The 14,919-nt window shown below is 69.8% G+C and carries 15 protein-coding genes; 9 read left to right on the top strand and 6 right to left on the bottom strand.

The window, feature by feature from the left end; all coding sequences use genetic code 11:
* Positions 1 to 6: 6 nt before the first annotated feature.
* On the bottom strand, positions 7 to 549 hold the full coding sequence (locus ACWD5D_RS13135) for an SMI1/KNR4 family protein (protein ID WP_451372744.1): 543 nt from the start codon (positions 547 to 549) through the stop codon (positions 7 to 9).
* A gap of 223 nt (positions 550 to 772) precedes the next feature.
* On the opposite strand from ACWD5D_RS13135, the gene ACWD5D_RS13130 reads away from it, so the two are divergent.
* Complete coding sequence (locus tag ACWD5D_RS13130) at positions 773 to 2,263, top strand: AAA family ATPase (protein ID WP_451372743.1); 1,491 nt, start codon at positions 773 to 775, stop codon at positions 2,261 to 2,263.
* Positions 2,264 to 2,445: 182 nt separating this feature from the next.
* Here ACWD5D_RS13130 and ACWD5D_RS13125 read toward each other — a convergent pair whose 3' ends face one another.
* The 3 genes from ACWD5D_RS13125 to ACWD5D_RS13115 all read right to left on the bottom strand — a co-directional run bounded on the left by ACWD5D_RS13125 (position 2,446) and on the right by ACWD5D_RS13115 (position 5,412).
* Positions 2,446 to 2,832 (bottom strand): hypothetical protein, encoded by a 387-nt coding sequence (locus ACWD5D_RS13125; RefSeq protein WP_451372742.1) that lies wholly within the window; start codon positions 2,830 to 2,832, stop codon positions 2,446 to 2,448.
* A 207-nt stretch (positions 2,833 to 3,039) separates the two neighbouring features.
* Positions 3,040 to 3,594: a hypothetical protein gene (locus ACWD5D_RS13120; protein ID WP_451372741.1), complete on the bottom strand. Its 555-nt coding sequence runs from the start codon at positions 3,592 to 3,594 to the stop codon at positions 3,040 to 3,042.
* A 201-nt stretch (positions 3,595 to 3,795) separates the two neighbouring features.
* Positions 3,796 to 5,412, bottom strand: a complete 1,617-nt coding sequence (locus tag ACWD5D_RS13115) for a beta-N-acetylhexosaminidase (RefSeq protein ID WP_451372740.1) — start codon at positions 5,410 to 5,412, stop codon at positions 3,796 to 3,798.
* A gap of 154 nt (positions 5,413 to 5,566) precedes the next feature.
* On the opposite strand from ACWD5D_RS13115, the gene ACWD5D_RS13110 reads away from it, so the two are divergent.
* From ACWD5D_RS13110 to ACWD5D_RS13075, 8 genes are all read left to right on the top strand, one after another.
* Positions 5,567 to 6,115, top strand: coding sequence for a 2-oxo-4-hydroxy-4-carboxy-5-ureidoimidazoline decarboxylase (locus ACWD5D_RS13110; protein WP_451372739.1), 549 nt, complete (start codon positions 5,567 to 5,569; stop codon positions 6,113 to 6,115).
* 191 nt (positions 6,116 to 6,306) lie between these two features.
* The gene (gene sdhC / locus ACWD5D_RS13105) at positions 6,307 to 6,687 is read left to right on the top strand and encodes a succinate dehydrogenase, cytochrome b556 subunit (protein ID WP_351745517.1); all 381 of its coding nucleotides are present in this window, start codon (positions 6,307 to 6,309) and stop codon (positions 6,685 to 6,687) included.
* A gap of 5 nt (positions 6,688 to 6,692) precedes the next feature.
* Positions 6,693 to 7,175: a succinate dehydrogenase hydrophobic membrane anchor subunit gene (locus ACWD5D_RS13100; protein ID WP_451372738.1), complete on the top strand. Its 483-nt coding sequence runs from the start codon at positions 6,693 to 6,695 to the stop codon at positions 7,173 to 7,175.
* Positions 7,176 to 7,194: 19 nt separating this feature from the next.
* On the top strand, positions 7,195 to 8,949 hold the full coding sequence (sdhA, locus tag ACWD5D_RS13095; RefSeq protein WP_451372737.1) for a succinate dehydrogenase flavoprotein subunit: 1,755 nt from the start codon (positions 7,195 to 7,197) through the stop codon (positions 8,947 to 8,949).
* Positions 8,949 to 9,710, top strand: a complete 762-nt coding sequence (locus tag ACWD5D_RS13090; protein WP_451372736.1) for a succinate dehydrogenase iron-sulfur subunit — start codon at positions 8,949 to 8,951, stop codon at positions 9,708 to 9,710. Before sdhA ends, ACWD5D_RS13090 begins: the two co-directional genes overlap by 1 nt.
* Positions 9,711 to 9,846: 136 nt before the next feature.
* Positions 9,847 to 10,467 (top strand): hypothetical protein, encoded by a 621-nt coding sequence (locus ACWD5D_RS13085; protein ID WP_451372735.1) that lies wholly within the window; start codon positions 9,847 to 9,849, stop codon positions 10,465 to 10,467.
* A gap of 83 nt (positions 10,468 to 10,550) precedes the next feature.
* The gene (locus ACWD5D_RS13080) at positions 10,551 to 10,961 is read left to right on the top strand and encodes a VOC family protein (RefSeq protein WP_451372734.1); all 411 of its coding nucleotides are present in this window, start codon (positions 10,551 to 10,553) and stop codon (positions 10,959 to 10,961) included.
* A 45-nt stretch (positions 10,962 to 11,006) separates the two neighbouring features.
* Positions 11,007 to 11,750 carry a TetR family transcriptional regulator gene (locus ACWD5D_RS13075; RefSeq protein WP_451372733.1) on the top strand — a complete coding sequence of 248 codons (744 nt, stop codon included), beginning with the start codon at positions 11,007 to 11,009 and terminating at the stop codon, positions 11,748 to 11,750.
* 80 nt (positions 11,751 to 11,830) lie between these two features.
* Here the strand turns inward: ACWD5D_RS13075 and ACWD5D_RS13070 are convergent, their stop codons facing one another.
* Both ACWD5D_RS13070 and ACWD5D_RS13065 read right to left on the bottom strand, forming a co-directional pair.
* A complete protein-coding gene (locus ACWD5D_RS13070; RefSeq protein ID WP_451372732.1) occupies positions 11,831 to 13,375 on the bottom strand; it encodes an ABC transporter substrate-binding protein in 1,545 nt (514 codons plus the stop codon).
* A 233-nt stretch (positions 13,376 to 13,608) separates the two neighbouring features.
* A complete protein-coding gene (locus ACWD5D_RS13065; protein WP_451372731.1) occupies positions 13,609 to 14,916 on the bottom strand; it encodes a metallophosphoesterase in 1,308 nt (435 codons plus the stop codon).
* Between the last annotated feature and the right edge of the window lie 3 nt (positions 14,917 to 14,919).

Genomic DNA, 14,919 nt, shown 5'->3' with positions numbered 1-14,919 from the left:
CGCCGATCAGTCGACCCTGTCGCTCAGGCCCAGCACCTCCGGGTGGTCGCTGGGGAAGTTCCCGGGCATGCCCGGCACGTCGATGGTGCGCCCGTACACGCCGGCCAGGAACTCGACGGCACCGACCGGGAACTCGAACCACTCGGCGTTGTCCGTGCGGACGACCACCGGCCATGCGTCCGGGTCCGTGGGGCTCGTCCTCCAGTAGAAGCTGTCTCCCGAATTGGACGACGCCCAGCCGATCAGACCTCCCGGCCGCGGGTAGGGAACGTAGTCCTCCATGTCGCCCATCTCGTACCAGTCCTGAAGGATCTCGTCCTCCCGGCTCGCGGACGCCCACCCCGCCTCGGCGCCGGGCAGCGGAACGGACACCATCAGGAAGTCGTCGACGACCAGCACCGGGTACGCCTCCGCCAGAGCACGGAAGTCCGAGGGCAGCGCCGTCCCGAGGACCGCCTCAAGGGCGGCCCAGTCCACGCTCCGCCCCGCCGTCACACGCCACGGCGTCATCGCCGGAAGCGCGACCTCCAGTTCCTCTACTCTCAGCATGTCGTCAGCCGATCGTCAGTGCGTGACATCCATGTCTCCTTACGCGGGCAGGCCTGCGCCCCAAGGGGGCGAGCAATCAATTCCAGCACCCCGATGGAGAACCTTAGGGTGACGCGCGGCGTCCACCGCTCCCAGGCGCCACAGCGTGTCCATTCGCCAAGCGCGTTCGTTCTTAGCGGTGTACTTCTAATAACCGCACTCCTAAAAGTCCGGGGAGCCCCGCATGGCCCTACCGAAGGGACGCCACCTGCCCAAGCCCGCGGACATGTTCGCCCGCGAGTGGGAGTGGAGCGAGCTGACGGCCTTCGCGACCAGCAGCGGCGAGGGACCGCGCCTCGGGGTGGTCTCCGGGCGCAGACGGCAGGGCAAGAGTTTCCTGTTGCAGGCCCTCACGGAGGCCACCGGGGGCTTCTACTTCGCGGCCGTGGAGGCGTCGGCCGCCGAATCGCTCCAGCTTTTTGGCGAGGAGGTCGCCCGCTATACGGATGTGCTTGTACCCCCTCGGCCCGCACACTGGGGCGAGGCGCTCGATCTCCTCTTCGACCTGGCAGCCGACCGGCCGCTTCCGGTGGTGATCGACGAGTTCCCGTATCTCGTACGGAACGCCCCGGCCCTGCCCTCGCAGCTCCAGGCCGCCATCGGGGTACGGGGCGGCCGCCATCTCCGGCGGCACCCCCGCATCCTGCTGTGCGGAAGCGCCGTGTCCTTCATGGGCGGCCTGCTGTCCGGGACTTCCCCGCTCTACGGCCGAGCCGGACTCGACCTCGTCGTCCACTCGCTCGGCTACCGCGAGGCGGCCAGGTTCTGGGGCATCGACGACCCTCGGCTCGCCGTCCTGACGCACGCCATCGTCGGCGGAACTCCCGCGTACCGGCGTGAGTTCGTCGACGACGACGTGCCGGCGGGCCTGGACGACTTCGACGACTGGGTCAGCCGGACCGTACTCAACCCGGCCCGTCCGGTCTTCGGTGAGGCCACCTTTCTCCTGGCGGCAGAGCCGGACCTGCGCGACCGCTCGCTCTACCACTCGGTCCTCGCCGCCGTCGCCACCGGCAACAACAGCAACGGGGGAATCGCGAGCGCCGTCGGCCGCAAGGCCACCGACATCTCGACGCCACTCGCCGTACTGAAGCGCTGCGGACTGCTCACCGCCGAACCCGACGCCTTCCGCAAGAACCGCACCCTGTACCGGATTGCCGAGCCTCTCATCTCCTTCCACCACGCGGTCGTACGCCCCGAGGCGGCACTCCTCTCCCACCGACGCGGGGCCGCCCAGGTCTGGGAGCGCAGCCAGGACACCTTCCTCAGCAAGGTCGTGGGCCCGCACTTCGAGCGGCTCTGCCGCGAGTGGGTCGAGTGGCACGCCGAGCCGGAGACCTTCGGCGGCATGCCGATCGACGTCGCCGCGGGAACCGTGGCCGATCCCGCCGCACGTACGACGCACGAGGTCGACGTCGTCGTCCACGGTGCGGTCGGACAGGACCACGGAATCCTGCTGTCGGTCGGCGAAGCGAAGTGGAGCAAGGTCATGGGAGTACCGCACCTCGAACGGCTCCAGCACATCCTGCGGCTGCTGTCCGCCCGCGGAGTCGACACCAGCCACGCCGTCCCGGCCTGTTACAGCGGCGCCGGCTTCACCCCGGAGCTGCACGCCGCGGCGGAACGGGGTGAAGTCGTACTGGTGGATCTGGAGCGGCTGTACAGCGGCGCGTAGCGCGTCGAGGGCAATAGCCCCCGGGAATCCTGGGGCCGATCGCTCTTCACATGCGGCTGGGACTCAGCGGCCGATCCGGCCCGGGCACTGTCGTCTCTGTCGTACGACCTCCTACGACCTCCTACGACCTCCTACGACCTGCAGGCCGCGTCCCGCACCAGCGAGTGGGGCCCGGCCCCGGTTCATCCGGCGGCGGTGGCGTCCCGGCACAGCAGGCGCAGCGAGCCGTTGCCGCCGTACGCGCGCCGGGCCTCGTCGAAGGGGTCCCACAGCCGGCCGTCGGGCGTGCGGACCCAGTAGTCGCCGCCGGTCGACCACCACTGGGCTCCGGTCTGCCGGACGATGACCTCGCCGGCGTAGGCGCCGAATCCGCGCAGCACGTTCTCGACCGCCGCGTACGGCGGCCCCTCGCGCCGGATCTCCTCGATCATGCGGTCCAACCGCCACAGGCTCTGTGCCGAGTAGTCGAGCCGCACCCGCGCACCCTCACGCATGGCGGCCACCGCGTCCGCGGCCCATCGCGCGGGCTTCGCCGCGGCGGGTGGCCTGGTCTCCGTCTGTGCTGTCACGTGCTGCGCTGTCACATAGGGAAGAGCGGTCCTGACCTGGTATCCGTCACCCCGATCCGGGCCGGGTCGGCAACCGGTGCAGGACCGCCCCACCTCAGGTGCAGGACGCGCACAGGACTCCCGCAGGAAAGCGGGTTTGGGGCGGCGCCGGTCGGAAATCGGGCGGTACGGGCGGCCGGGGAGCGCCGACCCCGCGGGCGACGTCGGCTACGCCAGCCGTTTTTTGCGGGACACCACCGCGCGCAGCACCCTGCGCCCCTCGACCGAGACGTCCAGGGCGCGGCGCAGGCCCTGCACGCCGTGTCCGGCGAGGAGTTCCAGCACGAGGACCTGGCGGCGCAGCTCGGCGGCGACCAGTGGGGACGCGCTCTCCGGTCCGCCGGCCCGCTCGGCGTCCACGTCGTCGGCCGGGGTGTCCTCGTCGACGGCGGGGTCGAGGAGCCGGTGGATGATCAGGGAGGCGACGGAGCAGGCGTCGGCCCAGGCCCGTACGGCGTCGCCGGTGCGCTCGGCCGGGGCGGCTTCCACCATGCGGCGGGCGAGCCGTGCCGCCTCGTTCTCGTCAGGGCCGGCCGAGGCGAGCGCGCCGCGTGCCTTGTCCAGGCTGACGGACCAGTCGGAGCCGTCGGCGAGGTGCGTCCACAGCGGGCGCAGCAGCTCGTCGTCACAGCCCAGCAGGGGGACGCACCGATCGGAACAGGCCAGCCCGCTGGCGGCCAGTCCGCGGTCGTCGGCCTGTGCGATCAGTTCCACCAGGCTCATGGAAGCCTCCCAAACCGGGGCACCGCCTGTGTCCGGAGCCCGCACCTCCCCTTACTGCGTGCTTCGGCCCGGGAGTGTCACAGCAGAGGGTCAGCGGGGGTCAGCAGGGGGTTTTCAGCCAAGTACGGGGCCCGCGAGCGCCCGCTGGTGCTGCATGCGGGTGACCTTGAGCACGCACGTCCACTCGGATCCGGGGCGCCCTCAGCCCAGCCGGTCCGCCAGCTTCGTGAACTCGGCCCAGCTCAGGCTCGGCTTGCCCGGGTCCCACAGCTTCTGCACGGTGGCCCGCAGCGGCATACGGATGCCGTCGGCGACCTGGGCCTCGGTCTGCGCATGGGGGAAGTCGCACCACACCGCGAACGTCCCGCCGAGGATCTGCCCGTCGTACTCGGCCGGCACGGCGGTCGTGCCGCGCACCACCCGCGGGGTCCACTGCTCGTAGATGCGCTGCCCGGTCGGGTACACGAAGGTCTGCGGCTGCCCGAGGACGTAGTAGAGGAACTCGTCGTTGTAGTTGATGAGCTCGCGTCCCGCGCTCAGGTACTTCACCGGCTCCGTGGCGCCGATCTCCTTGCCGGTCCAGTAGGCGACCTGGAGGTCCTTGTCCACCTGTACGGACGTGCCGCGGAAGAAGCCGTCGTTCCACGCCCTGATGGTGCGGCCGTGGGCCCGTACGGTGGCGGCGCGGTCGTTCATCCAACTGGTGGCGAGGTCGCCGACGGTCGCGCCGGAGCCGTACTTCTGCCGGGCGGCGGCCGCGAGCTGCGGGAAGGAGGCCCCTGGGTCGGAGACGGTCAGGGCCTGGTACTCGTCGCCGCCCAGGTGCCACTGGGTGCCGGTGAAGAGCCCGGCGTACTCGTTCAGCAGATCGTCGACGATCTTCGCGGAGGCGGGCTTGGATATGTCGATCGCGCCTCGCGTGGGGACCCCGCTCACGTTGCGCAGCTGGAGGTCGGGATGGGCGGCGAGGACCGCGCCCAGGTGTCCGGGCGAGTCGATCTCGGGCACGACGGTGATGTGCCGGGAGGCCGCCAGGTCGACGATCTTCTTGACCTGCGCCTTGGTCAGGTGGTTCTGGGAGACGATCTCGGGGTGGGTGCTGGACTCGATCCGGAACGCCTGGTCGTCGGAGAAGTGCAGCCCCAGCTCGTTGAACTTCAGATCGCCCAGCTCGCGTATCCGGTCCTCGATCCAGGTCTCGGAGAACGGCTTGCGCGCGATGTCGAGCATGAAGCCGCGCACCGGCTTGGCGGGCTCGTCGCGTACGACGCCCTCCGGGGCCGTGCCGCCGCCGTGGACCTCCTGCTTCAGGGTGCGGGTGCCGTAGAAGACGCCCGCCTCGCCCGGCCCGCCGATGTCGACCCGCCCGTCGTGCACGTTCATGGTGTACGACTCCGGGTTGCCGCTCCCGCCGAGCGTGAGCCGTATGTCCCCGGCCCCCGCGTCGTTCTTCCGGCCCGCGTAGGCGAGGCCGAGCTCGCCGGCTATCAGGCGCCCCTCGTCGGCCAGTCTCGGGTCGCTCACCACCACCCGTGCCCCCTTCCGGGGCTGCCAGCCGGGGCCGTGCGCGGGGGTGTGGGAACGCACCGCGGGGATCGTGCGCGGCGCCTGGGACAGCGGGTAGGACCGGCTGGGTGACGGGCTCGGCGGAGGCGTGCCCGCGGCCCCGGCGTCCACGCCGGCGCGGGGGCTGCCGTCCGCCGAGGCCCACACGCCGACGCCCACGCCGACCGCGACGGTCCCGACGACCGCGGCGGCGACCACCGTCCGCTTCCGTTTGCCCTGCCGTGCCGACGTGCGGCGTCTGTGCTGGCTCACCTGATCAACGTACGACCGATCGACCACATATACGTCATCGGGGCGTTCCGAAACTCTGCCGTTCGAGTGAAATTCGGGCATCCGGCGGACACACTGTGATCACTCTCGATAACGTGATGACACACCTTTCACAGCATCCCCTGCCACACCACATGTGACGCGAGGACCCACGCTGCCTGCGTATCGCCTGCCCTGTCTCCCCAGGCCGCTCGACGCCTTCAACGCGGCCCCGGCCGCCGAGGCCCGCGCCCTGCTCCTGAACTGCCTGCGCAGCCCGCGCTGGTCCCGCCGGATCGCCGACCACCGCCCGTATCCCGACCTGGACTCCCTCCTGGCGGCGGCGGACGAGGCAGCGTACGACCTCTCCCCCCGCGACCTCTCCGAAGCGCTCGCCGGCGAGTCGTTCCCCGAGCTTCCCGCGGACACCTATTCGGCGGCCCACATGGCCCTGGACGCGGCCCACGCGGCCTACGAGACCAGATTCGGACACGCGTTCGTCATCTACCTGGGCGACGCCCACCCGGACGAGGCCATCGACCGCATCCTCGAACGCATCCGATCACGATTGACAAACGATCCGGAGGAGGAACGGGTCATAGCGTCGGAAGAACTCCGGCGCGTCGCAAAGGAGCGCCTGGGGCAGCTCCTCAGGGGCGCGGGGAACCGCGCGATCAGCCCAAACGTGCCCACACCCGGCAAATGACGGCGGCCCCCACCCCATCAGCCGCCCCGGCTAGCCCGTCCGGTGCCACTTTGATCACACAAGGTAGGCCCCCTGTAAAGCACGGCGCAGCGCATCGCTACGATGCTGGGGGCCGGTGGACCGTACCCGGCCGGGCCCGACCGACAGTGAAGCCGGCGCGGCCCTAGTCCCCGCTCCCGGAGGGTTCTTCCGTGCCGGCTGGAACGCTGTACCGCGGCCGGGAAGGAATGTGGTCCTGGGTGGCTCATCGAGTCACCGGCGTCCTCATCTTCTTCTTCCTGTTCGTCCATGTGCTGGACACCGCTCTCGTCCGTGTCAGCCCCGAGGACTACGACAAGGTCGTAGCCACTTACAAGACGCCGATCGTCGCGTTGCTGGAGTACGGCCTCGTCGCCGCCATCCTCTTCCACGCGCTCAACGGCCTGCGCGTCATCGCCGTCGATTTCTGGTCGAAGGGCCCGCGCTACCAGAAGCAGATGCTCTGGACCGTCGTCGGCGTCTGGGTCGTCCTGATGGCCGGGTCGATCTACCCCGTCCTCGGCCACGCCGCTCGTGTTCTGTTCGGGAGCTGACGCCCATGTCCACGACTGATACCACCGTGTCCGGAGTCGGCCCCGTCGAGGGCACCCCCGTGTACAACGTCGACAACCCGGCCCCGCTGATCGAGGCGCCGCGCCGGCGCACGAAGAAGACCCCGAGGACCACCCGGGGCAACTTCGAGATGGCCGCCTGGCTGTTCATGCGCCTGTCCGGCATCGTGCTGGTCGTTCTGGTCCTCGGCCACCTGCTGATCCAGCTCTTCCTGGACGGCGGCGTCTCCAAGATCGGCTTCGCCTTCGTGGCCGGCCGCTGGGCGTCCCCGTTCTGGCAGGTGTGGGATCTGGCGATGCTGTGGCTGGCGATGCTGCACGGTGCCAACGGCCTGCGCACGGTCATCAACGACTACGCGGAGCGCGCGAACACCCGGCTGTGGCTGAAGGGCCTGCTCTACACCGCCACGGTGTTCACCATCCTGCTGGGCACGCTGGTGATCTTCACCTTCGACCCGAACATCCGCTAGGCACGGGGCTGCGAGAATCATGAAGATCCACAAGTACGACACCGTCATCGTCGGCGCCGGTGGCGCCGGCATGCGCGCGGCCATCGAGTCGACGAAGCGCAGCCGCACCGCGGTCCTGACGAAGCTGTACCCGACCCGCTCCCACACGGGCGCCGCGCAGGGCGGCATGGCCGCCGCGCTCGCCAACGTGGAGGAGGACAACTGGGAGTGGCACACCTTCGACACGGTCAAGGGCGGTGACTACCTGGTCGACCAGGACGCCGCCGAGATCCTGGCGAAGGAGGCCATCGACGCCGTCCTCGACCTGGAGAAGATGGGCCTGCCGTTCAACCGCACCCCGAACGGCACCATCGACCAGCGCCGCTTCGGCGGTCACTCCCGCAACCACGGCGAGGCCCCGGTCCGCCGGTCCTGCTACGCCGCGGACCGCACCGGCCACATGATCCTCCAGACGCTGTACCAGAACTGCGTCAAGGAGGGCGTGGAGTTCTTCAACGAGTTCTACGTCCTGGACCAGCTGATCACCGAGGTCGACGGCGTCAAGCACTCCGCCGGTGTCGTGGCCTACGAGCTGGCCACCGGTGAGATCCACATCTTCCAGGCGAAGTCGGTCATCTACGCCTCCGGCGGCACCGGCAAGTTCTTCAAGGTGACCTCCAACGCGCACACCCTGACCGGTGACGGCCAGGCCGCGTGCTACCGCCGGGGTCTGCCGCTGGAGGACATGGAGTTCTTCCAGTTCCACCCGACCGGCATCTGGCGCATGGGCATCCTGCTGACGGAGGGCGCCCGTGGTGAGGGCGGCATCCTGCGCAACAAGGACGGCGAGCGCTTCATGGAGAAGTACGCGCCGGTCATGAAGGACCTCGCGTCCCGTGACGTCGTCTCCCGCTCCATCTACACGGAGATCCGTGAGGGCCGCGGCTGCGGTCCCGAGGGCGACCACGTCTACCTGGACCTCACGCACCTCCCGCCGGAGCAGCTGGACGCCAAGCTCCCGGACATCACCGAGTTCGCGCGCACGTACCTCGGCATCGAGCCCTACACGGACCCGATCCCGATCCAGCCGACCGCGCACTACGCGATGGGCGGCATCCCGACCAACGTCGAGGGTGAGGTCCTGTCGGACAACTCCACCGTCGTGCCGGGTCTGTACGCGGCCGGCGAGGTCGCCTGTGTCTCCGTGCACGGCGCCAACCGTCTGGGCACCAACTCGCTGCTGGACATCAACGTGTTCGGCCGCCGCGCGGGCATCGCCGCCGCCGAGTACTCCGACAAGGCCGACTTCGTCGAGCTGCCGGAGAACCCGGAGGCCTTCGTCGTCGAGCAGATCGAGCGGCTGCGCACCTCCACCGGCAACGAGCGGGTCGCCCAGATCCGCCGTGAGCTGCAGGAGACCATGGACGCCAACGTCATGGTGTTCCGCACCGAGCAGACGATCAAGACGGCGGTCGAGAAGATCGCCGAGCTGCGCGAGCGCTACAAGAACGTGTCGATCCAGGACAAGGGCAAGCGGTTCAACACGGACCTGCTGGAGGCCGTCGAGCTGGGCAACCTGCTCGAGCTGGCCGAGGTCATGGCCGTGTCCGCCCTCGCCCGCAAGGAGTCCCGCGGCGGTCACTACCGCGAGGACTACCCGAACCGCGACGACGTCAACTTCATGCGCCACACCATGGCGTACCGCGAGGTCGGCGACGACGGCTCGGAAACCGTCCGTCTCGACTACAAGCCGGTCGTCCAGACCCGCTACCAGCCGATGGAGCGTAAGTACTGATGGCTACCCCTGTTCTGGACAAGGTGGAGGCGGAGGCCGCGGCGTCCCCCTACATCACGGTCACCCTGCGGATCCGCCGGTTCAACCCGGAGGTCTCGGCGGAGGTCCACTGGGAGGACTTCCAGCTCGAGATGGACCCGAAGGAGCGCGTCCTCGACGGTCTCAACAAGATCAAGTGGGACCTGGACGGCACGCTGACCTACCGCCGCTCCTGCGCCCACGGCATCTGCGGCTCGGACGCCATGCGGATCAACGGCAAGAACCGTCTGGCCTGCAAGACGCTCATCAAGGACGTCAACCCCGAGAAGCCGATCACGGTCGAGCCCATCAAGGGTCTGACGGCCCTGAAGGACCTCGTGGTCGACATGGAGCCGTTCTTCCAGGCGTACCGGGACGTCATGCCGTTCCTGGTCACCAAGGAGACGAACGAGCCGACCCGCGAGCGTCTGCAGTCGGCCGAGGACCGCGAGCGGTTCGACGACACCACCAAGTGCATCCTGTGCGCCGCGTGCACGTCGTCCTGCCCGGTGTTCTGGAACGACGGCCAGTACTTCGGTCCGGCCGCGATCGTGAACGCCCACCGCTTCATCTTCGACAGCCGTGACGAGGCGGGCGAGCAGCGCCTGGAGATCCTCAACGACCGTGACGGCGTGTGGCGTTGCCGTACGACCTTCAACTGCACGGACGCCTGCCCGCGTGGCATCGAGGTCACCAAGGCGATCCAGGAAGTCAAGCGCGCCCTGATCACGCGCCGCTACTGATCTCCCGCCGGTCGTACCGGCGTTGGGCCCCGTCCCCGGTTTTCGTACCGGGGACGGGGCTCTGTGCGTCTGTGGAGCGGGTACTGGCAGGATGACCCTTCGATTCCGACACAGCCGCCATCAGGGGGACGACAGCATGAGCGAGCCGAATCCGCAGTACGGAGCGAACCAGTGGGGCCCCGAGCAGCCTCCGGTGGCGCCCGCACAGCCCCCGGTGATCCCTCCGCAGCCGCAGGGAACGCCGGCCTACGGCTATCCGGCCGCGCCCAAGGACGCTCCCGGTTACGGCTATCCGGCCGCGCCCCAGGAAGCTCCCGGTTACGGCTACCCCGCGCCCGTGGAACAGGGATACGGATTCCCGCACCAGCAGGGCGCCCCGGCCCTGCCGGGCGGTCCCGCACCGATGAGCGGGACTCCGCTGCTGACCATCGGGGACATCACGGTGATGGGCGATCAGATCATCACCCCGGCCGGGCAGATGCCGCTGCGCGGCGCGGTGTGGAACGCCGCCGACATGTCCCGCACCGAGGAGAAGATCCCGGCGCACGCCATCGTGCTCGCCATCATCTTCTTCCTGTTCTGCCTGCTCGGCCTGTTCTTCCTCCTGATGAAGGAGAAGAAGACCACGGGCTACATCCAGGTCACCGTGACCAGCGCCGGCCGGCACCACTCCACGATGATCCCGGCACACGGCCTGGGCACCTTCCCGGCGGTCATGGGCCAGATCAACTACGCCCGACAGCTGAGCAGCATGTAGAGCCAAGCCCTCCCGGGGAGCCCCACCGCATCCGCGCCGGTGGGGCTCCTCGCATCTGGTCGAGTTCCGCTTAATCTGACGACATGTCAGACGAAGAGTCGTACGAGCTTCTCGGATTCGACAACGTGCTGCTGCCCGTCGGGGATCTCGGCGAGGCCGTGCACTTCTACGAGCGGGCCGGTTTCACCGTGGGATTCCGGTTCGACGAGGTCGGGCTCGCCTCACTGAAGGTCGGCGGGGAGACACCGGGGATCCTGCTGCGCGCCGAGGACGGAGTGGGACACCGGCCGCCGCCCTGGCCCTCGCCCCGGATCTGGCTCGAGGTGCCCGACGCCCGGGTGGCCGCGCGGAGGCTGGCCGAAGCCGGGATCACACCGCTGGACGGGGCGTTCTCGGAGGCCACGGGCTGGACCGTGGAGATCGCCGACCCCTGGGGCAACGTCCTGGGCTTCACGGACTACACGAAGCGGCCGGAGCTGGGGCGCAGGGGCTGAGATCCCACGCCGGTGGCACCCCGCCCCAGTCGTTAGGCTCTTCTGGTGCCCGCGAAGAACGACGGCCCCGAGGCGGCCGGACCCCAGTCCAAGTCCGAGCAGACCCGTGCGCTGATCCTGGAGACCGCGATGCGGCTGTTCCAGGAGCGGGGCTACGACAAGACGACGATGCGGGCCATCGCCACGGAGGCCGGTGTCTCCGTCGGCAACGCCTACTACTACTTCGCGGGCAAGGAGCACCTGATCCAGGGCTTCTACGACCGGATCGCCGCCGAGCACCAGGTGGCGGTCCGGGAGATCCTGGACCGGGAGACCGACCTGGAGGCACGGCTCGCCGGTGTGCTGACGGCATGGCTGGACATCGCCCGGCCGTACCACGAGTTCGCGGTCCAGTTCTTCAAGAACGCCGCCGACCCCGACAGTCCGCTCAGCCCCTTCTCCCCGGAGAGCGAGCACGCCCGCGAGCAGGCCATCAGCGTGCACCGCGAGGTGCTGGCCGGGTCCAAGTCCAAGGTGGCGCCCGAACTGCGGGACGTCCTGCCGGAGTTGATGTGGCTCTCGCAGATGGGGCTCGTCCTGTACTGGGTCTTCGACCGCACCGAGGGGTACGAGCGCAGCTACCGGCTGGCCAGGCGCGGGGCGCGGCTGACCGCGCGCGGGGTCGCCCTGGCCCGGTTCCGGGTGCTGCGCCCGCTGGTCCTGGAAGTCCACGAGCTGTTCACGGACTTCCTGCCGGGCATGACGAAGGTGCTGCCGGATCCGGAGGCCAGGGCGCGGCGCGAGAACTGACCGCGCCCCGGCCGGGGACCTGTCTCCCCGGCCGGGGACCTGTCGCGGGCGGTGGATCCGATCCACTCGTCCGGAGTGGATCAGATCCACTCCAGACGCCACAGGCGGAACACGCCCGTGCCGTCCGAGAGGTTCTGGCCGCCGCCGACGTCCTCGGTGCTGACCACGTACTCCTTGCGCTGCCACAGCGGGATCAGCGGCACGTCGGTGGCCACTTCGGCCTGGATGGTGCGGAAGTCCGTCGCCGCGCGGCTGCGGTCGCCGTACTGCTGGCTGTCCAGGATGAGGGTGTCGACCGCCTTGTTGCTGTAGCCCGTGCTCATCGTGGAGCCGGTGCCGACGAGCGAGGCGCCGAAGGTGTCCGGGTCCGGGTAGTCGGCCACCCAGCCGACGGCCCAGGCGTCCATCTTCCCGGCGGCCCAGCGCTTTTGGAAGTCGGTCCACTCATAGCCCTGGACGTCGACCTTGAACAGGCCGTCGGCCTCCAGCTGCTTCTTCAGCGCGGCGGCCTCCTCGGCGCCCGCGCCCCGGCCCTTGCCGTAGCCGAAGGTGAAGCGCACCGGCAGGCTCACCCCGGCCTGGGTGAGCAACTCCCGCGCCTTCTTGGCGTTCTGCGTCGGGTAGGTGTCGAAGAAGGACGTGGTGTGGCCGGTGATGCCGGTCGGGATCAGCGAGTAGAGCGGGTCGACCGTGCCCTTGTAGACGGTCGCGGCCAGCTTCTCGCGGTTGACCAGCCAGGCCATCGCGCGCCGCACCCGCGCGTCGTGCAGCGGTGAACCCGACCGGGTGTTGAGGTACAGGTTGCGGGTCTCGGAGCTGTCGGACTCGGTGACGCGGTGGTCCGGGTCGCTCGGGTTGAGCCCGGACAGCACGTCCGGGGGCAGCGTCCGGCTGGCGACGTCGATCTGCTTGCCCTTCCAGGCGCGGTCGAGCGCCTGGGAGTCGAGGTAGTAGCGCAGCTCGACCGGGCGGCCGGTGCCGTCGACGAAGCCCCGGTAGTTCTCGTACGGGGCGAGGTCGGCCTTCTTGTCCTTGGTGTACGAGGTCAGCGTGTACGGACCGCTGCCGTCCACGCCGAAGTCCGAGCGCAGCCGGTCGGCCGGGTACATGTCCTTGTCGACGATGGCGCCCGCGCCCGTGGCCACCTTCTGCGGGAAGGTGGCGTCCGGGGACGACAGGTGGAAGGTGACCGTCGTGGCGTCGTCCGCGGTCACCGAGCCGAGCGTGGAGAACAAGGACGCGGGACCGACAGAAGAGTCGATCTTCTTGACCCGGTCGAAGGAGTACTTCACGTCCTCGGCGGTCATCTTGCGTCCACTCCGGAACGTGATGTCGTCACGCAGCCGGCACTGGTAGACGCGCAGCCCGCCGCCCTCGAAGCCGCAGCTCTTCGCCGCGTCCGGGACCGGTGCCACGCCGCCCGGCTCGAAGGTCAGCAGGGACTGGAAGACGTTGCTGAACAACGCCCAGGAACCGGCGTCGTACGCACCGGCCGGATCCAGCGACGTGACGGCGTCCGTCGTCCCGACCGTGATCGTCTTGTCCTTGTTCTGCTGCGACGGAAGCAACTGCCAGGCACCGACGCCCACTACGGCGAGTACAAGCAGTGTCAACAGAATGCGCATGCGAACAGATCGCATGGTGGTGCCCTCCCCAGGCCTCCAAGGCCCTACCCCTGGACCAGCACAAATTCGCCACTCCCCTAAGTGGCGCCGCTCACCTAATCACACGTCTCTCACCTGGGGGAAGAGGAATCTGACCAGATGAACAAGAACTTACCGAGGTGTTGTTTCCGTCGGGGTTTCACAGCGCCTTCACAGCAACGGGAAGCGGTTGCTGCCGGGCACCCGGCCTGCGGCTACGCGCGCGTGGAGGCCAGTTCGATCACCGTCACGTCCGAGGGCGCCCCCACGCGCGTGGGCGGCCCCCAGGCGCCCGCGCCGCGGCTGACGTACAGCTGGGTGTCGCCGTAACGCTCCAGACCGGCGACGGTCGGGTTGGCGGCGGCCGCGATCAGGTTGCCTGGCCACAGCTGGCCGCCATGGGTGTGGCCGGAGAGCTGGAGGTCGACGCCGTGCCGGACGGCCTCGTGGATCTGCACCGGCTGGTGGGCGAGGAGCACGCACGCGCGTGCCGGATCCCGGTCGCCGAGCGCCTTGCCGAAGTCCGGGCCCTCTCCCTCGCTCTCGCCCTGGAGGTCGTTGACGCCGGCCAGGTCGAAGTACGGCAGTTGGGTGCGGGCGTTCTCCAGCGGGTGCAGGCCGAGCGTGCGGACCTCGGCGACCCACTGGTCGGCGCCGGAGAAGTACTCGTGGTTGCCGGTGACGAAGTAGGCACCGTGCCGGGCGGTGAGCCCGGCGAGGGGAGCGGCGGCCGGGCCGAGGTCCTTGACGCTGCCGTCCACCAGGTCGCCGACGACCGCGATCAGGTCGGGCTGGGTCGCGTTGACCGTGTCGACGACCTTCTGCGCGAAGCCCCGGCCCAGGACCGGGCCCAGGTGGATGTCGCTGACGACCGCGATCCGGAACCCGTGCGCGGCGCGCGGCAGTCTGGCCAGCGGCACGGTGACCCGCCTCACGCGCGGCCCGCGCAGCACGCCGTAGGTGCCGTAGCCGACGGTCCCGACGGCGGCGGCGGCCGCCGCGCCGCCGACGACACGGGAGACGAAGAGGCGGCGGGTGGGGTCGGGCGCGGGAGAGGGCGAGGGAGAGGGCGAGGTCTCCGGCACGGGAGACGTGGTCCCTGACGCGAGTGGCGTGGTCTCCGGCTCCGGCTGCGTGGAGACGGCGGGCGCGGCCGGTACCGGCGCCGGCACGGGAGCCGGCTCTCGCAGCGGCTCGCGCGTCCTGCGCGCCGGCACGCGCCGCAGCAGGGGCCGTACGACCTCCCCCGCCACCACCGCGAGCAGCAGGTACAGCGTCAGGGCCATCCACAGGAAGCCGGGCCAGGCAAGCGTGCGCTGGAGCCAGAAGGGCGCGCCGGAGCGCTCGGCGACCAGGGCCGCGACCATCAGCAGCGGGCCCGCCGTGAACACCACCGTGCCGGCCCTGCGGGCGAGTCCGGGCCCGCGCGTCGTGTCACGCACCAGCCGGCGCCACACGTACCAGTGCCCCAGGGCCAGGACGGCCAGGACGATCAGTGCGATGAGTGCGAAGACGATGACCACGCC

The organism is Streptomyces sp. NPDC002520 (genome assembly GCF_053595235.1).
This window is presented reverse-complemented; position numbering and strand designations above follow the sequence as displayed.